General features: G+C 40.0%; 8 protein-coding genes and 1 pseudogene. 1 reads left to right on the top strand and 8 read right to left on the bottom strand.

What is annotated here, in order from left to right; genetic code table 11:
- Positions 1 to 3: 3 nt before the first annotated feature.
- From AC1D7X_RS05070 to AC1D7X_RS05035, 8 genes are all read right to left on the bottom strand, one after another.
- Positions 4 to 15,864: an amino acid adenylation domain-containing protein gene (locus tag AC1D7X_RS05070; RefSeq protein ID WP_495474762.1), complete on the bottom strand. Its 15,861-nt coding sequence runs from the start codon at positions 15,862 to 15,864 to the stop codon at positions 4 to 6.
- A gap of 51 nt (positions 15,865 to 15,915) precedes the next feature.
- The gene (gene fabD / locus AC1D7X_RS05065; RefSeq protein ID WP_495457851.1) at positions 15,916 to 17,118 is read right to left on the bottom strand and encodes an ACP S-malonyltransferase; all 1,203 of its coding nucleotides are present in this window, start codon (positions 17,116 to 17,118) and stop codon (positions 15,916 to 15,918) included.
- Positions 17,119 to 17,465: 347 nt separating this feature from the next.
- Positions 17,466 to 19,862 carry an ABC transporter permease gene (locus tag AC1D7X_RS05060; protein ID WP_495457850.1) on the bottom strand — a complete coding sequence of 799 codons (2,397 nt, stop codon included), beginning with the start codon at positions 19,860 to 19,862 and terminating at the stop codon, positions 17,466 to 17,468.
- A gap of 6 nt (positions 19,863 to 19,868) precedes the next feature.
- Positions 19,869 to 20,651: an ABC transporter ATP-binding protein gene (locus AC1D7X_RS05055; RefSeq protein ID WP_495457849.1), complete on the bottom strand. Its 783-nt coding sequence runs from the start codon at positions 20,649 to 20,651 to the stop codon at positions 19,869 to 19,871.
- 5 nt (positions 20,652 to 20,656) lie between these two features.
- Positions 20,657 to 21,385, bottom strand: coding sequence for a thioesterase II family protein (locus AC1D7X_RS05050; protein ID WP_495457848.1), 729 nt, complete (start codon positions 21,383 to 21,385; stop codon positions 20,657 to 20,659).
- Positions 21,386 to 21,447: 62 nt separating this feature from the next.
- Positions 21,448 to 22,191, bottom strand: a complete 744-nt coding sequence (locus AC1D7X_RS05045; RefSeq protein ID WP_495457847.1) for a DUF4097 family beta strand repeat-containing protein — start codon at positions 22,189 to 22,191, stop codon at positions 21,448 to 21,450.
- Positions 22,192 to 22,196: 5 nt separating this feature from the next.
- Entirely contained in the window at positions 22,197 to 22,739 is a 543-nt protein-coding gene (locus AC1D7X_RS05040) for a DUF1700 domain-containing protein (protein ID WP_495457846.1), read from the bottom strand.
- Entirely contained in the window at positions 22,732 to 23,055 is a 324-nt protein-coding gene (locus AC1D7X_RS05035; RefSeq protein WP_495457845.1) for a PadR family transcriptional regulator, read from the bottom strand. The genes AC1D7X_RS05040 and AC1D7X_RS05035 overlap by 8 nt, the downstream gene beginning before the upstream one ends.
- Positions 23,056 to 23,650: 595 nt before the next feature.
- On the opposite strand from AC1D7X_RS05035, the pseudogene AC1D7X_RS05030 reads away from it, so the two are divergent.
- Positions 23,651 to 24,723, top strand: a pseudogene (locus AC1D7X_RS05030) (IS1182 family transposase); the annotation flags it as partial.
- Between the last annotated feature and the right edge of the window lie 66 nt (positions 24,724 to 24,789).

Below are 24,789 nucleotides of genomic sequence, written 5' to 3'. Positions count from 1 at the left end.
CTATTACAACTTCAATTGGATTGACTTCGATATTCTATCGAGCTGCTGTTGAGACAACTTATTGTAGTGGAAATCAGTTGGAGTATTCTCCGATGTTTCCTTCTCTGAACAATGATTGATGATGTCTTGCAAGTGAGTACTGTAAGACTTCGCCAATCGTTCGACCGTTTCTTGGCGGTACTCATCCTTGTTGTAATGAATATCCATGACCAGTTCTCCTTGAATAATCATTCCGTTAAATTCAAGGGCATATCGTTTCTCCATATCTGGACCGATCTCCGTTCCGGTGCCGAGATCTGAAATCTCAAGATGATCTGATTGAAGCAACTGGTCGAACTGTCCCAAATAATTGAAAATAATCTCTGGCTGTACATTGAACTGTAACGGTATCTCTGATTGGAAGCCCCTCAAAGTAAGTGATTTCAGGATTCCGTATCCCGCTCCTTTGTTAGGTACACGACGTAGATCGTCTTTGATCGATTTAATGCAATGACTTATATCCGAAGCATAGGAGAGATTGAGTAGTATAGGATAGATTGACGTGAACCAGCCCACTGTTCTTGACAGGTCTATCTGTTCTATCATCTCTTCTCGTCCATGCCCTTCCAGATGAACCGCAACATTCTGATCTCCTCCAATCCATTCATACATTGTTAGGAGTAATGCGGAGAGTAGAATATCATTGACTTCGGTGTTATAGGTTTGATTCACTTCATTGAGAAGCTTATGAGTGGTACCCAAGTCAAGCTTAATGGTTGCTGTGACATTTTCCCTCGATGTTCGAATGTTCACTAATTTATCTTTAGGTAAAGTTCTAACCTCTGTTTGCTCGCATTGGTGCCAATAATGTATTTCCTCCATCATTTTCTTACTGCTCGCATATTCAACTAACTGTTCCGCCCATCTCTGATACGAGTCTGTTTTGTCTGGAAGTCTTATCGACTGCTTCTGGATAAACTGGGAATAACCTGTTTCAAGGTCTTCCAGGATAAATCTCCAAGACACCCCATCTACAACAAGATGATGAATAACGAGCAGTAAGTAATCTCCAATTGCCGTCTTAAACAATGCTGCCTTCAACAGAGCCCCTTCCCCAATACGCATAGAAGCTTGAATCTGTTCTGCCTGTCTCTCCATATCAATCCTTACTTCCTCATCTAGTTGTTCATCCTTATAATCTATAACGATAAGTTCGTAACCGGGTTCTTCTATTCCTCGGTTAAATTGCAGAACGGTATTTCCGTCAAACGTAAATTTCATTCTTAAAGCATCATGATGTTCAATTAATGTAGTTAGGGTGGCTCTTATCCCCTCTTCATCAAAGCGATTACGGTTTAACAACATGACTGCGTGATTGTAATGCTGTATATTCTCCCACTTTTGCTCGAATAGACGCATTTGAATTGGGGTTAATTCGACTGGGCCAGTCACAATCCCTTGATCACTTTTCACCTTAACCGATTGGACATATTTACTTAATTGTTGTATTCTCGGATGCTGGAACAAGTGGCGCACCTCCATCTTCAAGCCATAGCGTAACAATCTGGAGGATATCTGTAGCGCCTTGATTGAATCTCCGCCTAACTCGAAGAAATTCTGATCTGTTCCGATCTGTTGTAGACCTAATATCTCGCCCCATACTTGGATCAAGGCTGACTCCACCTCATTTGAAGGTAGAACATATGGAAGTTCATCATTTCCTTCTTGATGAGGTTCCGGTAGTGCCCGCACATCTACCTTTCCATTCGGATTTAACGGTATGTGATCCATGAAGACTATATTTGCAGGAACCATATATTCTGGAAGAGCTGCGGCTATCCATTGCTTAACTTCAACTGTATCCAACGGAGGATCACTAACGATATAGGCAACGAGGTATAACATAGATCCTTCTTCCTTCGCGATCACCACATTTTCTTGAATATCGTGATGTTCCAACAGTCGTTGCTCAATTTCAGAGCACTCAACCCGGTAGCCTCTAATCTTAACTTGATGATCAGATCTGCCTATAAATTGAATTCTTCCATCGGTCGTCCACTTAGCGATATCTCCCGTTCTATACATTTTCCCTGGTGACCCGAAAGGATTAGGTATAAATTTCTCGTCTGTCAGATTCGGATTATTCAAATATCCTCGTGTTATTCCAGCACCAGCAACTACTAATTCTCCAGGTATTCCAATGGGTTGGAGCTTACCATACCGATTCATAATGTATACTTTGGCATTGGAAATCGGTCTGCCTAGTACGGGTTGATGCTTATATTCCCGGATATGTTTATAGTCAATAGGTGACGCAATGCATCCTATCGTTGCTTCGGTTGGGCCATAGTGATTAATGATAACTGTTTCTGGATACTGTTCATGGTACGTTCCTATATCGGAGTCATTGATCTTCTCTCCTCCTAGTACAATTAGTCTCAATGACCTAAACGAACTATCGTCGCTTATTCCCGCTTCCTTGTGGATCAACAAATGAAACATGGAAGGTGTTGCTTTCAAGTACGTAATTCTGTGTTCATATATATATTTCTGCATAAATACTGGATCCACATAATCATGCCTCTTCATAATATGAAGTTCGCATCCTTGAGTAAGTGCGGATAATAAAGCTGTATACCCCAGATCGAAACTTAGTGAAGAGAGAAGTACGGTCCTATCTTGATCATGTATATCGAAATTTCTGACGAACCACTGAATATAGTTGACTACATTCTGTTGCGCGACCATAACGCCCTTGGGTTGCCCTGTCGTCCCAGATGTGTAGATCACATACATAAGATCCTCTGGATTTGAATCCACAATGACATTATTATCTTCTCCGGTGTAACTTAGCACATCGTCAAGGTAGAGTGTGTTAATGCTAGCTAGAGTACTTTCTGTCTCTTCAGCATAAGTTAGGAGAACCATAGATTCACTGTCTTGGATCATAAAGTCCATTCGTTCTACTGGAAATTGGGGATCAATCGGCATGAATGCCGCACCAACTTTTTGAATAGCCAGTATCCCTACAATCGTTTCGAGTCGATAATCGGCCTTTAGAGCGATGACAGGCTGTGTGCTAGTTGAATCACTTGAAGAGTTCAGTATAGTTTGAAGCTCACCTGCCAATTGATTCGCTATACGATTTAATTCCACATAAGTGAGACGATCCTCACCGCAGATTATAGAATGGTTAGATGTCTGGTCAACTTGTTGTTCAAACATCTGAATAAATGTACGTTGTGAAGAAAATGGTAGATCCGTATCATTAAAATCATTAATAATTTCCTGCTTTTCCTGTGGAGAAAGAATATCGATTTCGGCAAGAGTGATGTCGATTTGTGAGATCACAACACGCACAATGGTCAAGAAATGCTCAGCAAGCATCATAATGAAATCCCGCTCATAAAGCTGCTGTGCATAGACAAAATCAAACGAGATACATTCTCCATTCGCTTGTGCTGTCAATGAGATATCGAATTTGGTCTTGCGCACCTGTAAATCATATGACTGGATGTTTATTCCTTCTAAGCTGAATTCATCCACTTCAATATTCTGAAAAGTAAACATGACATCAAACAATGGATTACGGCTAATATCTCGTTTGAGTTGCAAATGTTCTATCAGTTGCTCTAAAGGATAGTCCTGATGATCAAGGGAATCTAATACCCGTTCCTTCATTTCCATAAGGTAATTTTGGAAAGTTTCACTTCCCTTAGGTTGGCTACGTAAAGCTATCGTATTGGCCAACATACCAACCATATTCTGAAGCTCGGAACGTTGTCTTCCCGCCACTGGCGATCCCACTATGATATCTTCCTGGCCACTATAACGAGCAAGAAGAACATGAAATGCTGCCATCAGAATCATATATGGTGTCGTTTCCGTATCATTCGCGATAGTCTTTAACTGCCTGGTTTCCTCGAGATTAAGCGTGAATTCAACCTGTGCCCCGTCAAATGTCTGCAAGGATGGGCGTGGGAAGTTTGTTGGCATTTCCAATACGGGTATTTCACCTTGAAATTGATCCAACCAATACTGCTGCTGCCCTTGATCATTATCCAGACCATTGTTCAACCATTCGGAGTAATCCTTATATTGAATTTCCTGATGACCACATACTTTACCTTGATAGATCTGATTAAATTCTTCTATTATGATGCGAATGGATGTTCCATCTGAAATAATGTGATGCATATCCATTAGCAATACAGATGACTCTAATCCTATACTCGCTAATCCTACTCTAAACAGAGGCGCTTTACTTAGATCAAATGGACGTACAAACCTTTCCACAAGTTCATCCATATCTTCAGTCCGTACCTGACCTAAATCTTCAATTTCAAACTTAAGGGTAGGTTCAATACATTGCACAGGGATATCTTCTATTAATTGAAAAGATGTTCGAAAAGCATCATGCCGTGCAACGAGCTGCTGTAGCGTGTGCTGCAACCTAGTCCGATCTAAATCACCCTCTAGTTTCATCGCTGCAGTCATATGATAAGCCGTACTATCTGGATCTAACTGTTGTACGACAAACAATCTTTTCTGCGCGGGAGAGACCTTATAATATGGCTTTTCTGAAGCCTGTGGAATCACCGTAATCTTTTCGATCTTTGCACTCTCTATCCATTTGGCCATTTGTTTAACAGTCGGATGTTTGAATATTTCACGGAGAGGCATATCTACATGAAGTTCTTGATTGATGCGGGCAACCAGCATCGTTGCTCTCAAGGAATGTCCGCCTATCTCAAAGAAATGATCACTTATCCCAATACACGGAATAGATAGTGCTTCTTGCCACATGGCTACCAATTGCTCCTGTAATTTATTCTCTGGTGGCATATATTCTTGCTTGTTATGCACAATTTCAGGTTCAGGTAGTGACTTTTTGTCAATTTTCCCGTTCGGTGTCAAAGGCAATTGTTCCATGATCATATAAGATGTCGGAACCATATATTCCGGCAACAGTTGGGAAAGTCCAACCCGTAACTTGCCAATACTTATCTCTTCTACTACCTGTACGTACGCACATAGAAATGGTGTTCCAGATTCATCTTCACGAGGGACAACTACAGCCCCCTGAACACCATCTAGACTTAGCAACGCTTTCTCCACTTCTTCAAGCTCAATACGATATCCTCGGATTTTTACTTGAAAATCCATTCTTCCCAAGTATTCAAGAGTTCCTTGAGGTGTCCATTTGGCCAGATCACCAGTGCGATACATAACTTCATTCTCTACAAAAGGACATGGAATGAATTTCTCCTCCGTCAAGTCATTCCTCAGATGATAACCTTTAGCCAAACCATCACCTGCAATGCACAGTTCTCCAGGCACTCCTATAGGTTGAAGTTGATTATGTTGATCTACGATATACACTCTGGTGTTCGCTATGGGCTTACCTATATCAACCACCGCTTTATTCGTCACATCACTTACACATGACCACACCGTCGTTTCTGTTGGTCCATACATATTGTATATTTTCAAATTCTCAACATTACGAATTCCTTCTAGCAAGGAAGCTGGCAATGCTTCGCCACCTATCATGATTTCCTTGACCTGGTACAAAAAGGAACCTTCCTTATCCCCGGTTAACAGCATTTTTAATCGAGATGGTGTCGTCTGCAACATATCTATACGATGTTCGGTAATCATCTTATATAGAGCGTTCACATCCGTTTGCTGTGTTTCATCCGCAATAACAATCCTCATACCCTGACAAAGCGGTAGCAGTGTTTCCAGGACAAAGATATCAAAGGAAATCGTCGTCAAAGCCAGAATAGTTTTGTTCGCCTCAAAGGGGATTTCAGCACACATAGCTGCCATGAAGTTCTGTACGGCGCTATGCGAAATCATAACTCCCTTTGGGTTTCCAGTTGAACCGGAAGTGTAGATAAGATAAGCCAGATCCTCGGATGAGTTCACATTCTGCAATTGATCTATGCTTTCTAGCGCAATCGCTTCATCAGTTATACATATCCTAAGCGCTTGACCTTGAACAGGAACATGGCTATGTGATTGTGACAATAGTAAGGTGGCTCCGCTATCGGATAGCATGTATTTAATCCGTTGGTCAGGATATTCAGGGTCAATCGGAAGATAGGCTCCTCCCGTTTTGAGAACTCCTAGGATCGCTATGATCATTTCTTCAGAACGGTCGACCATAACTCCGACTATACTCCCCCGTTTCGCTCCTTTTTTCTGCAAAAAGTGGGCTAATTGGTTTGACCTTTCATGTAGTTCACGATATGTCATTAGCCGTTGTCCACAGATTAGGGATATTGCATCAGGTGTATTCGCTACTTGTCTTTCAAAAGTCTCGTGAATCATCATATGCTTGTTATATTCCAGGAAAGTATCATTAAATTCATGAATTAATTTCTCTTCTTCCACAGGAGAAATCATCTTAATCTGCGATAATGTGGTATCACGATACTTACATACCGATTCCAGAATTTGAATATAATGTTCAGCCATTCTCCGCATGGTTTCCTCTGCAAAAAGCGAAGTGCTGTAATCGACATGAAGTGTAATCCTCTGATCGCGATCTTCAGCACTGAATGTGATATCGTACTGCGACACGCCTGGATTAAATTCTGAAGGAATCCAAGTCAATCCTTTGCTATTCGTTTCATGTAACTCCATATTCTGCATAATGAACATCGTGTCAAACAACGGATTTCTACTTATATCTCTGTTCACGTTCAATTGTTCAACCAGTTGTTCGAACGGATATTCTTGATTGTCGTAAGCCTGAAGCACCTGATCCTTAATCTGTGTTACAAATTGTGTGAATGACAGATTAGCTTGAGGATAGCTACGAATGGAAACTGTATTAATAAAGATGCCAATTAACCGTTCCAAATCCGGATGATTTCTACCCGACATTGGAGTCCCTACAACAATATCTTCCTGGCCAGTATACTTATGTAGCAACAGTTTGTATGCGGAGAACATGATGATAAATAGCGTTGTTTCCGTTTCTTGTGCCAATTCATTCAACCGGTTACTTAATGCTACATCTAGCATGTGAGTAATTCGGGCACCTTTGTAGCTAAGTTGTTGCGGACGATGATAATCGGTCGGCATATTTAAAACGGGAATATCCCCGCTAAACTGCTCCAGCCAATAGTATTTCTGTTGATTCATTTGCTCACTGTCCAAGAAGTGTTGCTGCCAATGTGCGAAATCCTGATATTGGATCTTCATTTCTGGTAGAGGATCCTGTTGATAAGCCGCCATTAGTTCTTTCATAAATACCGCCATAGAAAATCCATCCGAAATGATATGATGCATATCCAATAGTAAAACACTTTCTTCGTCTCCCAGCATCAGCAACTCTGCCCGGAATAAAGGTGCTTGACCTAAGTCGAAAGTGCGGACGAACTTACTCATCACTTCATCCTCATTCCATTGAGAATGATCTAAAGAAACCACAGGTATCGATACATCTATTGTGTCTGTAATTACCTGTACAAGCTGATCTTCATGAATCTTGAAGTATGTACGTAGCATGGCATGTCGATCCACCATGTGTTGTATCGCTTCGAACAAACGTTCATGATTTAATAGACCATTGATCTTGATGTAACCAGGAATGTGATGAACCATGCTTCCAGCTTCTAGTTGTTCAACTATAAACACCCTTTGTTGCGCTGGAGTCAATGAGTATGACTGTTGAATGGGTGCAAATGGTATTCTTACAAATCCATCTGCATCCGCTCCATCGATATAATTCCCTAGTTCTTCAACCGTCCTATGGATAAGAAATTGGCTTAATGGGATCTGTATGTTAAATTCTTCGTATATTCGTGATAAAAGAATAGTAGCCTTCAAGGAATTTCCACCTAGGAAGAAGAAATCCTCATACTGCGATATGGTAGATAAACCTAGAATATCTCTCCATATTTGTAATAGTTGCTCTTCCGTAGCTGTCAGTGACTCTATTCCTTCATCCTGAGTAATCGATCGAGGCAAACATTCTACATTAACTTCCCCATTCGGATGTTTAGGGATCTGTTCCACTGGAAGGATATACCTTGGCATTAAGTAATCTTGAAGCTTATCCCTTAGCTTGTTTCTAATGTCTCCTGCAGACTCGGAGGAAACAAGATACACACTTAATTCACCTGATTGTGTTTGAGAGGGATTATACGTTTCTAGCACAGTTTCCCTTTCTGAAACGAAACAATCCTTATCATAAAATAGCGAAGAAATGAACATCTCTAGTGCATATAAGTTCACTTGACGTCCCCGTATATTTACAATTCGATCAGCCTGTCCCCTCCACTCAATTGTCCCGTCTTTCTTATTACTGGCTAGGTACCCCGTTTGTATCCATCTGTCAGTGTAAACCTGAATTTCACCGACAATTCCGTAAATAGCAGGTTGTGCATATTGATCATTCACCCTGATCTTCTGGATGCTATCTATGTCAACTATCATTGGTTTACTTTCTAGCATGTTAATAACGTCATTCATGCGAAGTTTCCACAATCTCTCTAAATCATGGTGCTGTTGTTCTGTAATGACTGGTATCTGATTAATAAGTTGCTCTCCATCAGACGATACAACTTGAAGGAGCTGAACAAAGCATTGCGCCCATTCACAAACAGTATCCCTATCGACTAAATCCAGACTATAATCGAAATCTAACCACAATTCATTGTCTATTTCCGTTACATTTAAGAATAGATCATAGTGTGAATGCTGCGCCGCAATCGGTAATATCCTTGTCTCCAGATTGGCAAATTGCAAACGACGAACGGGTCTATCCATATTAAATAGTACATTGATTGCAGGTATTTTCAGCCCCAACAGGGTTTCAGATATATGTGCAAAAGATACTTGTTGGTGTTCTTCCCATGTTTGCATCTGGTGCTTCAGCGTAGTTAGATAATCAACAAATGAATATCGACCTTTGATTTCACTACGAAGAGGTAATAGATTCACGCAGTTCCCCATTAGGCAATATTGACCCATATGAGACTGCCCAGCAGTCGGTATACCCAAGACTAGATCTTCCTGACCTGTGATCCGATGCAGAAACACTTTATAGGCCGCTAACATCGTTACAAACAAACTATTTTTTGTATGGATACTGAATTGTTTCAATGCAGTAGTTAAACCCTTGTTAAGTGCAATAGAATATCTTTGACTATTAAATGATCCTTGTACAATTCCCGCGCTTTTCGAAGGGATACATATTTGGGAAGACTTTTGATTGAACTGCTTTTGCCAGAAATCTATTGCTACTTCTGCATGATCCCCTTCCATCAAAGTTTCTTGCCAGACAGTGAAAGAGCTAAACTGTTCAGCACTCGGAAGCTTCAGAGATTTACCAGTTACCAGTGCGGTGTATGATTTCTCCAACTCACCAATAAATAAAGCAATAGACCAACCATCCAAAAGCAGATGGTGGAAGGTGAGCAATACGTTATGCTCCATATCTGATACTTTGAACAATGAAATCCGAAACAATGGACTCTTCGACTTCAGATCAAAAGGCTTCGCAGCTTCTGATTCCAGCCATACTGCATATTCCTTATCTTGCTTATCACCGTCAGACATCATTGTATGGTGCACTTCGATATCAATCACAGGAGTGCTCAATACATGTTGAGTCTCCCCATCCAGATTGACAATGGTTCTTAATGCTTCGTGTCTATCCATGATGATCTGAATCGCTTGATGAAGCTTCTCCAAATCTAGTTTCCCTTGCATGTTTAATACAACAGACTGATGAAGTGCTGTTGATGCTAATTCATTGGATTCTGAAGCGATCCACATTTGTTTCTGTTCCTTAGATAATGGGAATTGCTTTTCACCAGAGCTTTCTCCGAATATTGAAGGTACTACATCTATTTCACGGTTCGCTCCACTGCCCGAGCGGATTCCCGATCCACCACCATCTGGGGTATCAGGAGATGGTGGCAAAAATCCTCCACCTCGCAAATTCACTACTGTTTCCTTAACCGCCTGAATAATATTCTGGATATCATCCATGGTATGCGCAGTTGATAGGAAACAATTGCGTCCTTCCCAAATGTAGATTCCTTTATGAATAAGATGATAATAGAATATTTCAATATCTCCATATGACACAAAGCGGAATAACGTTCCATATCTTATCATATGAATCGGTACATGCTCATTCTTGAAATAAAGGTTCAATTCGTCTATTAAATAGGCCGCTTTCTGATCCAGACCCTCGTACATTTGTGATCCCTGCGATTTCAAATATTGAAGGACCTTAAGTGAAACATTCATCGTTAGTGGGTGTGTACAGAATGTACCTCCTACAAAGGTCTTCTGTTCGGCATTTACAGGATAAGAATCATCTCCGAATGACCACACTCCCCCATCCACAGGATCAATAAATCGAGCTTTACCTGCAACGATCCCGATTGGTAGTCCACCGCCTACAATTTTTCCGTATACAACGAGATCAGCTTGAATCCCGAACCATGCTTGTGCTCCACCAAGTGCTATTCGGAATCCTGTAATAACCTCATCAAAGATTAGCGCAACACCAGCCTCCGCAGTCACGGCACGAAGTTGCTGTAAGAAGGAGGTAGGTTGAATATCCGGTCTACGACTCTGCACTGGTTCTACCAGTACAGCAGCTAGTTCATGAGCATGATTACTAATATAATCCAGAGATTCAGGATGGTTATAATTCAGCATCAGCACATCATGTAGGTAATTTGACGCAATGCCAGGTGCCATAGGTATTGCCCCTGCTTCATTTGGTGTCGGATTGGCAACTCCGAGCACACCGTCAAAGGTTCCATGATATGAACCCGAGAAGATAACCACTTTATTACGTCCTGTCGCTGCTCTAGCTAAGCGTAAAGCCACCATCACTGCTTCCGTACCAGAATTGTAAAAGGCTACACGTTCAACCCCAGTCATTTCTGAGATTAATGAGGCAACTTCCCCTGCTTGATTAGACATGGGACCGAGAGGAGGCAGATTCCGTCCAGCATTTAAAGTCAATTCCTCTTGAATCCATTCGGGATTATGACCAAATAGATTAACACCGAAACCCATCGTTAAATCAATATATTCATTGCCATCGACATCCACCATCCTGGATCCTTTCGAGCTCTCAGCAATGATCGGATACACCATTTCCTTCCAGTATAAACGAAATCCTGAAGCGTTCCGATTATTAGCATGCACAAATCGAGTCGCTTGAGTAAGCTGTTTGGATTTCAGTGTTCTGTGTTGGTAATCAGCCAAGAAATGATTCATGTAAATTTGTTGTTTGTTAGTAAAACCACTCAACATATCAAGGCTGATCGGTTGATACGGAACAAATGGCTTAGAAACCAATTCAGATTCACTCGATATGTTACTCCTAGAAGGAGCAATTTGGATTTCAGGAGCTGAACAAATTTCATTTGAATCAGCACGAAATTGTTGTGTGGCGCATTGTTTCAAGGCATCTAGTTGCTGTGACATTAATTGGCTGAATCGAAGATTCTGTTCGTTCATTAGCGTTAATTGTTGTGAAATAACATGGTCCAGACTTCCTTGCCTAGCAGAAGGTAAACTTTCGCTCATCCCTTGAGCCTGATCTTGTTGGTCAGCCTTCAAGTCTTTCTTCGGTATATTACCAAGTACAATCTTCTCTTCAGTGCTAAATATAGAGTCATTATGTTTCACTACATTCGCTGTGGCTGTGACCGTGGCTGCGACTTGCAGGTGTGGAGTAACCACACTGGAAATATATTGTTCTAAATTGTACAAATTAGTGACTGTCTCAAAAAAGTTCTCCAAAGGGATATGGATATTAAACTTATCAGAAATTTCCTTTCTAACTTGCACCAACATAATTGAATCCAGTCCCATTTCGAGAAAGTGTGTGTTGATATCTCCCACAGTCAGTTCCAGACCAGAAGCCCTGCTCACAATATTCATCAGAGCATCTGATATTTGTGTTTGAAATGGGGAACCATCCTCAACATCCCCCCTAGAATTCAGGTCATTGCCATTTGTAGAAATCACCGCAGGGGATTCTATTCCTCCCTCAATCCAGTATCGATTCCGTGCAAAAGGATATAAAGAAAGTGGAACTTTCTTCATTGCTTTCGAGCCATACAATGTATTCCAGTCCACGCTCGCTCCCTGAACATAAAGCTCACAAATAGTGTGTAATTGTTCCTGTTGCAAGCGCTCTGAATTACCAACGGATGGGAGATATTTATCCACTTGTTCCTGTATATTCTTAAGAGAAGTCTCACTAATTGCACCTGGAAAAGAAGGTGCATATGAATCAGGAATTATTGAATAGTGACCACGGTATACTCCTTCGATCTGCAGGTCTCCTGCAGAAATACTCTCCAACTGCTTCAATAGAACATCACGACTTGGACATATAATAGCAATCCTTCTTTCCCAATGTGTTCTACCTGTATTTACTGTGAAACAAATATCATCCAAATCCTCAGATTTTTGTTCAATCAAATCTGATCGATACATGGATACCAGTTGTTGAAGCGCTTCTTCCGTCTTGCCCGATAATGTAAAGACGTAACAGTCTTCCTTTTCCTTAGGATTCAATTGTACAGGTTCAACAAATTGCTCCAATATAACATGTGCATTCGTACCGCTAAACCCAAATGCACTTACACCGCCACGAAGCGGTTGATCACTCTTCGTAAACTGAACACCCGTTCTATCAATATAGAAAGGAGAGTTCTCAAAATGTATATTCGGATTCGGCTTATTAAAATGAAGCAACGGGGGATTCTTGGCGTACTTCAACATCAGAGTAGCCTTGATTAGCCCTGCAATGCCAGCCGCTTCGAATAAATGTCCGATGTTCGTTTTGATTGACCCAATAGCACAGAATTGTTTCCTCTTCGTATATTTGTTGAACGCTCGTGTTAAACCACTAATTTCGACTGGATCTCCAAGCTTTGTACCTGTTCCGTGAGCCTCAATAAAAGTGAGTGTATCTGGATGTATCCTAGCATCTTTCCAAGCCGCTTCCACAACATCTGATTGTGCGATAGGATTGGGAGCCGTTATTCCTACCGTTGTACCGTCTTGATTGATTGCACTACCTTTAATTACTGCATATACATGATCCCCATCTTCGATGGCTTTGTTCAATGGCTTAAGCAGTATAGAAGCCACGCCTTCACCCACACCGGTTCCATCAGATTGAGCATCAAAAGTTCTGGCACGTGCATCAGACGATTCCATATCTAACCCCAATGGGATCGGTAGAAGAGTAGTATTGACTCCACCTGCAATGGCCATCTCGCAGTCTCCCTGCTGAATGGCTTTACACGCCAAATGTACAGCAACAAGAGATGATGAACAGGCCGTATCAACCGTAACAGCAGGCCCTTTCAAATCAAGATAATACGAGATTCGGCTGGTTAAAACTGAAGGTAGATTACCCACTATATACTGCTGTAATGAATCTGGATTACATTTGGATACTAGCCTTTCGTAGTCATAACCAACCTTGGAATACCCTGCATATACCCCAACTTTCCTTCCTTGTAATTGTTTACCAGCATAACCACCGTCTTCAAGGGTATGCCATACATTTTGCAAAAAAAGCCTCTGATTTGGATCCATCATGACGGCTTCCTTCGGATTCATTCTAAAGAATGAATAATCGAAAGTATCAATCTCGTCTAGATATCCACCCTCAACATAGTCACTTTCCGGCTTATCCCATTGAAGAACAGATAGATAATGTTTGGCGTCCTGCTTGCGCTTGAAATTTAGAGGTTGAATGGAATCAACACCAACACACAGATTATTCCATAGTTGTTCTTTCGTTGAAGCCCCAGGCAAGCGAAAGGCCATTCCAATAATTGCAATATCATCCTCACTCGTTGAATGTGAAAGTTCACTCTGTAGATCCTTACTCTCTGCGATCTGTGAAAAGAGATGCTTCGCAAGATGAGCAAGGGACGGGTAGGCGAATAAATCTGTTACTGCAAAAGATATTCCAAATTTATTCTCAATTCGTTCCGATATTTGTACTAATTGGATAGAATTTGCCCCAAGATCAAAGTAACTTTCGTGAAGGCCGATACGTTCCCGCTTCAATATATCTCTGCAAATTTGCTGTAGTTGTTCTTCAATATCATGAATAGCGATATCATGAATATTTTGAACTTCGTGTTGAATGGACTCAGCAGTGATCAAAGACTCTAGTTGTCGGGTAATGTCCGTATATTCACCTTCGTTATATTGTTTACTCAGCTTGTATCTTTGTACTTTGCCACTAGTAGTTTTAGGCATTTGTCGGATTGGAATAATCTGTTTAATATCCCATCCACCTACACTGTAAAGATGTTTCTTCAACTCTTGCGCCAACGGAATAAATTTCTCCAACTTCCACTTAGTCACTACAAACAAAACAATATCCTCTTTATCCTGCTCGTCGTCCCACACACCACACGCAGCCACTCTACCAAGTTCAACATTATTTATTTCTTCAGCTACCCTCTCGATGTCATGAGGATATACATTTTGACCATTCACAAAAATAATATCTTTCGCTCTTCCAGTAACAACAAGTTCGTTATCCCTGTAAAAACCTAGATCTCCTGTAATGATCCATCCATCAGGAGTCGTAACAGCTAATGTTGATAACTCGTTGTTATAGTATTTCTTTGTCACATTTTCTCCTCTTATATGTATGTTCCCAATTATATTCTCAGGCAATGGTTGATACTCTTCATTGCAAACTCTAATCTCACAATATTTAATAGCTTTGCCTAGTTTGACGAAGCTGACAGCTGTTAGATCATCCTGTGGCACATCCACAACCTGTTCGTTTAGATTAAGATGATTCCGATGTAAGAACAAAGTTTCGAACTCTTTTCCTGGAATAGGAATTGCAGCACCTACAGACGCCTCTGCTAACCCATATACCGTAAGCATTGAAGTTCTTTTTAAACCATATGGTTCTAAAGTACTTAAGAATTCATTACATAATAGTGCAGATACTGGTTCTGCTCCATTGTAAATGACACGAACAGACGATAGATCCCATTGACCAATCTTCTCCGGTTTAAAAAAGGTCAAGAAGTATTTATATCCAAAATTTGGAGATGATAGTATTGTAATCCGGTGTTCATCCGCTTTCTGTAACCATAAGATTGGTTTGCGAATGAATAATTCTGTAGACATCAAGTACTGCGAAATTCCCATCACTAAAGGTGTAATATGGCAAGCAATTAAACCCATATCATGAGTGAGAGGCATCCAAGACAAGAATGAATCTTGCTCGTTAATTTCCGTATTATGAATTATTCCACAGGCATTATAGAGAAGATTCCGATGTGTCAGCGTTACCCCTTTAGGATCCCCTGTTGATCCGGATGAAAACTGAATAAATGCAATATCTTCCGGTTGGGATATATAGATTTCCGCTTGTTTCGGTTGGCCTAACTCACCATCCATCATCATGATATTTCCCTTCATAGAATGATGTGAATTATACTCTTGTTGTTTGTCTATAAACTTATGTATCTCCTCAAAAGCTTTGGGTGTAGCAATCATATAAGGACGATTAAGAATATCCCAGATTCTTAACACTTTCCATTTGTGTTCATCATTCTTTCCGATACTGATAGGTACTGGAATCATACCTCCCAATAAACAAGCCCAGAAAGCTACAATGAATTTCCGATTATCTTCGATTTGGAATATAACTTCTTGCTTAGCTTGTAATCCTTGCTTCTGAAGTTTATTAAGAAACCCAAGTGATTCCTGATAAAGATCATAATAAGTAACAAGCTCCTCTTCTTGTTCACCACCTATAATAGTAATTCCCTTATCTTGAATGAGACTTCGATTTTCAATAACTTCTGTCAAACTCTTGAATTTCAGTGTAAACATTATTCTCCTCCTCTATCGGAATAGTTATATATATGTTCTCTCCCTGAAAAATTATTTGACTGAATTGTAAATAATTCTTTGTTCATCCTCCGGCAACTTCTTCATGAACAGCACTAATCTCAATAGTTCCTTCGCTTCAATCACTTGTAATTGTCCCGGCTTATGTGAACTTTCGTTGAAATTTAGTATCAACTTTCTCAAACGTGCTATTAGTGGAAGTGCTTCTTGCTCGTACTCCGCTATATTGTCATTGTAATTTCTTGTTATCGTAGCAGCGGTAAAGTAACTTTCTAAACTTTCTAGGTAGTTCTTGTCAGCATTGTTTACTAGAGAACGAAGTCGATTTAAATCAGATGGAGAATCTAATGAAAGACATTGAACCGCTGGTACTACTTTTTTCATCATTTGGCTTAATATTGTTTTTGGTCCTAGTTCGATTGTAGTACTCGCTCCAGTACGATTCAGTAATTTCATTGATTCATGCCATCGAACAGGCATTGTCATTTGTTGCTTCAATAATTCAGTAACTTGTAGAGGATTGTCGTATACTTCAGCTGTAACATTGGAAATGACGGGGATTTGGAAGTCTTGAAAGGTATATTTCTTTAACTCTTGTTCTAAATTTATAGCGGCTGTAGCCATCAGAGGACTATGGAATGCACCACTAACTTGCAAAAATGAATACTTCACATTACGTTCTTCCAATTGGTCGATTAGGCGATCCACTGCAATTCTAGAACCTGAAACGACATTCTGGAACTCAGTATTTCGACAGGCGATAACAACTGGTTCAGCTTCTGTCGAATTCTGAAAACATAATATTTCTAGATCAGTTGTATCCATCCCAGAAACGGCAATCATAGCCCCAATACCTGATGTAGCAGCCTGCTGCATGAACTTCCCACGTGCACGAACAAGTTTCACAGCATCAGAAAATGCAAGCGCCTTACTACATACCAAGGCTGAATATTCCCCCAGACTATGTCCAGCAAGCCATCGAGGAAGAACACCAATCTCCTGCATGTAAATATCGTACGAGATGACGCTTAGAGTTAGAATTGCGGGTTGAGCATTCATGGTCTGTGTTAATTCGCTGAGATCTCCTTCAAAGCAGCATTTACGGAGATTCCATCCTAATACTTCTTCAGCCTCTTCAAACCGCTCTCTTGCAAGAGGATACTCCTGCCAGAACTTTTGACCCATTCCAACATACTGAGAGCCTTGTCCTGGAAATAAACAAGCAACATTATCCATATGCAAGCCACCCCATTTCTCTTATCATTTACAACAATGAATATCAATGTTCACACCATAGTAGACTAATAATAGACATACTTATCCAATCTTTCTATTAGGTATTATGTCCCTCCCAAGATATTCCTTGAGTCCGACCAAAGACGTACAGAATATCGCAGGTATCCACTAAAAATTATTAAATATATAAGAATTTGGTATTATCTTAATCTATTTAATATATAAAGACAAGCACTTTTATGTAAATTAGTGTAAAATATTGTTCTTTTTATATTAATCTATCATAAATATGAATCGCAAAAAAGCTGAAAATCAATTATTGATTTTCAGCTTTTTTGAACCTTCTTTTATTCAATTGTCAAGATTTTAGGAGATGTTCTCTGTACCAATTTAGAGGCCATCCATGATCCGAGTCCAGCTGCTAATGCACTTATAGGCACCATCAGTATGATTCCTATCCAATTCATTATTAACGGTATATCTACAATTCCAAAGTCCGATAATACCATATTAAGCAGTTGTGGAAGTGCGAATATTCCAATCAGCGATCCTACCAACCCACCAATTAGTGAAAGTACAAAAATGCCTGAAGTGATAGACATTCTGATATTTCTTGAAGTCATTCCTAACGTTTTATAAATACCGTAGGTTTTACTTTCCTTTTTAATATTTATGCGACTTACACTGTAAATGATAATGAACGTAACCATAATGAACAATATTCCCATGATGGCCAATGGAATTACAAGTATAGTCACGGCTTCAGAGAATACTTCATCTACCAAAGTCTGCTGTGTCGCAGTCCATAATGCGATTCCATATTTTTGATTTAATTCCTTCACGTAGAAGTCTGCTGATTCTCCATCTCTCAAATTTATAAGGAACGAATCCATATCTTTGTAGTTAGGTTGAATCTTCTGAACGGCTTCCGCCTTGATTCTAGCGGAATTCGACCCATTCGCAATCGCCTGATAGATCCCAGTAACATTCAAGGTAATCGGCTGTCCTTGAATATAAATTTCGAGGGAATCACCAATCTCTTTATTTAACTTCTTAGCCACACTTACTCCGATGGCGATTTCATCCCCATTGCTAGGATTCCGTCCTTTTATATTAACAACACCTGTGTCATCATAATTCCCATCTAGTACGGTTAAATAAATTCCGATTGAAGTCTGTTCTTGTTCTAACACATCAGCAGAAATAGGAATAATGCCATTTAATTCTCCAAATCTACTAAAGTTAGCAACTCGTTCATCTGCTTGAAACTCTGTTTGTAATTGTTCAAATGATAGTTTCGAGGGATCATCAATACGCATGGATATATCAGAAGAATCGTAACCCCACTTGGGTATGGTTTGCCCAATTGAAATAATACTGTAAATAAAGATAAACCCGAATACCAGCACTGCAGAAGTCATACCTGAGATGATAATCATCAAAGACGAACCGCGAATGTTCTTGAGAATTCCTCTTAATCCGATGACAAGTGTCACTGGCAGGCGTTCGAAACTAAGAATCATTCTACCCAGAAGGGAAGATTTCCGTGCAGATTTCTTCTCGGACATCCCGTAACGAATGGCTTGTGCTGGCTCAATTTTTCTCGCTTTATTTGAGAATAACCATGCTGCTCCAAGAATGATCAAGATAATTAGAGCACCCATTAACGATGAGAAACCAATAGACAGTACGTTAATATCTGATGTTCCTGTTTTGAGCGAAGAGACTGAACTGTCAATAATAAAATCCGAGAAAAGATAGCTGAGCAATATTCCCGGAATTACTGCAACTACGGCAAGAAATGTATATTGTATCACAAAGACACGAATGATTTTCCTTGATGAGAGACCGACCGACTTTAATATCCCAATCGTTTTATAGTAGGAAATTATTTCATCTGAGATCGTAAAGTAAATCGTGTATAATGCGATAGCAGTCATGATTAATGCAAGAAATATCATGACAAAACCAATAAGTTTATTGGTAATCAAGTAAAAGGATGATAGGCCTTCATACTCCGCTTTTGATTCTAGATAAGGTGATCCCAATCCCTCTTCAAAAGCTCTCCAATAAGTCTGACTTTGGTTATAATCCTCGTATCTCAATCCAAGCATGAACTTGTCTGAGTCATGCATAGCTGAAAGATTCTGCTGGTAATTATTCGAATTCATCCATATACGCGCAGTAGATGTGAAAGGTGCACTGTAAGATATATCTACAACAATTGCCGAAACCTTAAATTCAAGCGAACCTTGTTCCGTCTTAAATCCTATCGTATCCCCTAGCAGAATCCCCTTTGATCTCGCCAGTGTGGTTGGAATCCATACCGTCCCGGATTGCGGTTCAACCGTTTCTTCCCCTTGATCGAATAACAATCGATCGACAGCAGATGGCTGATCTGGCCCATCAATCATAATAACATCGACGTTCGAATAATCCTGTCCTTCGTGAGTAACTCCAGTTACATTTTGATATTTCATAATCTTAGATACTGTAACCCCTTGCTGATTCTCCCACCACTGCTCAACCTTGTAAGGATCATGCAATCCATTTTCAATTTTCAAGATTTGATGCGCTCCGTCCAATTGACTATGTGTTTTCAAATAGACGTCATCAGAATTATTTATTACAGCTACGGCCGTCATCAGCAGTACAGAAGAGAGCAGAATGATCAGAGCGATAAAAAAGTTTTGAACCTTCTTCTTTCTAAGGTTGGAACTGCATAATAACCATACTGGGTACATAGGTTGTTACTCCTTTCCGGAAACGAATAGAAATATCTTATTTTCTCTATCTTTTTGGTTTTCCGGCTTATATTTATCGAGTTCCAAACAACCGCCAATCTCTCCATCACGTATAAGAATGACACGATCTGCACGACAAGCCGCCTTAATATCATGAGTCACCATAACGATCGATTGTCCCTCATTATTAATTTTGGTCAATAAATCTAAAATAACCGTTCCCTGTTCTTGATTCAGTGATCCTGTGGGTTCATCTGCAAATATAACTTCTGGAGAATTAATCAAGGCTCTGGCAATCGCTGCCCTTTGCTGCTGACCTCCAGATACTTGAGATGGTAACCGACTTTGTTGACCATCGATGCTCATTAACTTCATAAGTGACATAGCCTTTTCCTTTACTTCTTTTTTTGGCCTGCCTGCCACAAAACCTGGTAGAGCTATATTCTCATACATCGTGAGATCTGGTACCAAATTAATGGATTGATATACATAACCGATTTTTTCCGATCTCAGCATGGTAATCTTGTCTTCTGAGAATTGATCTATACGCTCTTCTCTGAAATAGACACTGCCGGAACTGACGTCATCTAGTCCGCTTAACATGTATAGCAAGGTTGACTTCCCACACCCTGAACTCCCCATCAGAACTGTAAAATCTCGCTCATAAATATCCAGATTAATATTCTCTGTTGCATGGAATTTTTCTGTTCCAGTTGTATATGTTTTGTACAAGTTCTCAGCTCTCAGGATGACTTTTTTAATTTCACTGGTCTGTAATTGAACTTTCATCTAACTCATCCCCATTCATGATTCATGTTTGTATCTGTTAATATGGAATTGACCATACTTACCATTTGCCTCGATAGATTATTAATAAAGAAGTGACCACCATTTTTTTGAAGGACGTTACATTCGTTATCTGTGTGTTCTTTCCAAGCTAAAGCTTCCGAGTATGAGACTGTTTTATCATATAAGCCTGTAAACACGGTTAGCGGACAATTCAGAATTTTCTCGGGAGGCGAGTATCTATAGCTCTCAAAAAGCTTGTAGTCCCATTTAATAATGGGTGTGAATAAATCCATGAGCTCTTGATTCTCCAATGCTTCACTAGGTATTCCGCCAAGTAGTGAAATTCTTGCTAGAAATTCCGGATCCTTAAGCTGATGAAGATGTTTTGTGTTATTGTGCAGATGTGGAGCTCTGCTTGCGGAAATAAACAGATGTATCGGCTCCAATCCTTTTTTTTGCCTGATTTTATGTGCTAGGCCGTATGCTAACAACCCACCCATGCTATGACCGAACAGACTATAAGGTGCATCATCTAGCCTTGATTCCACAACCTGATAAAGATCGTCAATAGCCTCAGCCATTGTTTCTAACATCGGCTCTGTAAATCGCTTACCCCTACCCCTCAATTCAATGGGGATCAATTTAACATTAGGATGGGCATACTCATTCCATGAATAATATATAGATGAGGACCCTCCTGCATAAGGGATACAAAATAAGGAAATCTGCTTCATTGGCGTTTAACTCCTTATTCTTTAAGATTCATATATTCAATCATATTTATGAACAAATACTATTAACGTTGAACCAATTTTAGATCCCCTGTATCCGAGGTTAAATTTACATTGGGTCCACCTTCACCACTTGAACTTTGCGGGATATCAGCTTCTTGATTGCCATCTTCTGTTACTAACTGGTACTGCAAGCTATTGGGCGATTCTGCTACAGTTACGGTTATATTCCCAGTATCTGTTGTTGCCGCAATATCCGATGTAATACGTTTCAATTGGAGTGCAACATCACCTGTATCTGTAGATATATCAAACTTTCCTTCTTCAACATTGACATTGAGATTCCCCGTATCACTATTTAAACGAAATTCATTAGACACCACATGATTAATTGTTGTGTCGCCAGTATCTGTTTCTATGTCGATTAGATCAAATACATTTTCGGGAACTTGAATGGTCAACTTAATATTGGTGTAGATACTGAAAAACTTCTGCTTCGTTTTTTCTTGGACAGATATAGATACCTCCCCATTATTTCTTTCAATCTGAAGATCATAATCATTTTCCCATCGCTTTGCTGTCTTGCCATGTAACTTCACTTGAATTTCAGTTCCTGAGTAAGTTAAGAATTCAATATCTTCTGTATCTGACTTCACTTGTATATTCCGTACACCAGCGGGATTAACCATTTTTTCAACATTTACTGACACCATATTGAACGGCGATACCCCTATCATGAATAAGATAATGTTCCCAGCTACTGCAACAATAATTAGAATTAACGCTATTTTCAATAAAAGTCCATTCAATCTACTCATCCCCTTTCCAATCTATGAAGGCTAAACTTTAAATAACGTAATACTTGGCGGTAATACCATTGCGTCAATCTGATCAGTCCCAACATCATCATCATTCCAAAGCCAACCAATCCCAATATCCAGAATAGTTCATACATGAAAGTTTGACTTATACCGTCTTGAATTAATAGAATCACAGGTGACGCGATGAATATAATAGAAATAATATACATAATCCCCAACGCTAACAATGTGAGCACAAAAGGTAATAACACAGGAATTATATTGAAGGTTGTTAAAGCAGTTATAGCTAAAACTGCCTTAATCACCTTGTTAAGTGAAGGTGAAACTGTCGCATTTCGAAGCTTTGTCTGTGCGAATATTTCCTTCGATACCATTAATGGGCTACCCAATCGTCGTATTATTTCTCCTTCATCACGTCCCCCATACAAAGCATTAGCGAAATGTTCCTCATAATCTTGAAGAACGACTTGAAGTTCGGATTGTTTTAATGGCTTTAAATGCTGTGCCAACTCTGACATATACGCTTGTTTATTCACCGCGAAGACCCTCCTCAATCATGTCTTGCACACCATCAGCGAATAGACTCCACTGAGCTAACATCTCTTCCATTGATTTCCTACCTTGCTCCGTCAACTTATAATATTTCCGTGGTGGCCCCACACTTGACTGAATTGAGTAGGTTGAGAACATATTCTCCATCGTTAGTCGACGCAGTAGAGGATAGATGGTTCCTTCCGCAATCTCGAATTTCCGTGATATCATTTCTACCAATTCATACCCATAACGATCCTTCTTGGCAGTAAGTACTAGCACACATAGTTCCAGCACACCCTTTTTAAACTGTATATTCACATATACCACCATCTCTTTTTTTCAGTACCTCGCAATATAAGGTACCGGATCAAAAAAAAACCACTTTTCAGTACCTCGCTATACAAGGTACTGTATCAAAAAATCCATTTATTCATAATTATATACATTTGTTGGAATTATAATACTATGTAATACTAATTTTTACAAGGTATTCAAGAAATTTATTTCCAATTTATACATTCAACTAGAAAGTACACATTTATTTTAATTAATGCCAAGGTGTTTATACCTGGGGCTGTCCCATAAGTCATGAAAATGGCTAGGGGCACCCCATTTTTTTTGTAGGAGAAAGTTAGGTGTTCTGAGAGGACGCTCCGCGAACGGACCGTTTCTCAGTCTCCAAATTTCTGGATTGGAACCACTCAGCGGTTGAAATTCGGAGACAGTGTATGCTTTCGGAGTAGCTTTCCTTTGGAAAGCTTTTAGGCGACCGCTATCGCTTTTTACGAAATCGTTCCGTCCTCTACGCTACTTTAAGCGTATTTTTTCAACTTTTCAACCGATAACAACACAAAAAAATCGCTCTTTTTGGTAAAATGGAAGTACCACCAACCATACCAAAGGAGCGATTTTTTTGTACATTCAATATACCATGGACCAGCTAGCTTTTTTCTGCCAATGGATTTGGAAGAAGAGATTCCTCAAAGCCACCTCGTTCGCCTCATTAACACGGCTGTGAATCGACTCGACGATTCTATTTTTGATGCCGCTTATCCCGGTTGTGGCAGGGATAGTTACCACCCAAAAATGCTCACTAAAGTTATCATTTATCCGTACACTCAGCGGCTTTATTCTTCTCGCTTAATTGCCAAAGCCATACGAGAACAAGTTCCGTTCATGTGGTTGGCCGGACGACAACGCCCAGATTTCCGGACTATTAATCGCTTTCGTTCAAAGCGAATGAAAGACGTACTTGAAACGGCATTTACTGCTGTGCTTCAGTTTCTCATCGAAGAAAAGTATGTTACGTTAGAACATTACTTTATGGATGGACTAAGATCAAAGCAAATGCGAATCGCTATACGTTTGTTTGGGGTAAAGCTATCGTCAAGCATAAGGCCAAACTTCAGGAGAAAGTACAGATTCTATTTGCTACCATCGAAGAAACTCAAAAACATGAAGATCAAGAATTCAAAGATCAAGATCTCGCCGAGTTAAGTGGTCAGGATGAACTTACCAGTCAAAAGCTAGAAAAAGCCGTTCAACAACTCGAAAACCGTCATCTGGAAACGCCGAAAGACAAGCCCTTGAAAAAGGCAGTTCGAGTGCTTCGTAAGGACTTGCTCCCTCGTCTACAAAAGTACGAGAAATATCAGGAAACACTCGGTCAACGCAACAGCTTTAATAAGACGGATCCAGATGTTACATTCATGCGGATGAAAGAGGATCATATGCGGAATGGTCAGTTGAAACCTGGATACAACGTGCAAATCGGGACAGAAAACCAGTTCATTGTGGGGTACAATATCCATCAAAGACCCACGGATACGCGTTGTCTGAAACCGCATTTAGAGAAGATAAAAGCCACATGGGGAGTCGTCCCGAAAACAGTTATCGCTGATGCTGGATATGGTGGAGAAGAAAACTATGCATACCTAAGAGGCAGAAGAAATTCGAGCTGTCGTCTGCTTCGAGGTTTGCAAAAAGTTAGCCTTGAGGTCGGGTGGCTTTCACTTGCCCAAAATCTGTTGAAGCAAGCCACAATGGATTAAA

The sequence above is a fragment of the Paenibacillus sp. Y568 genome, from assembly GCF_059445545.1.
Note: the sequence above shows the minus strand (reverse complement) of the source record. Positions and strands in the feature narration are given on the sequence as shown.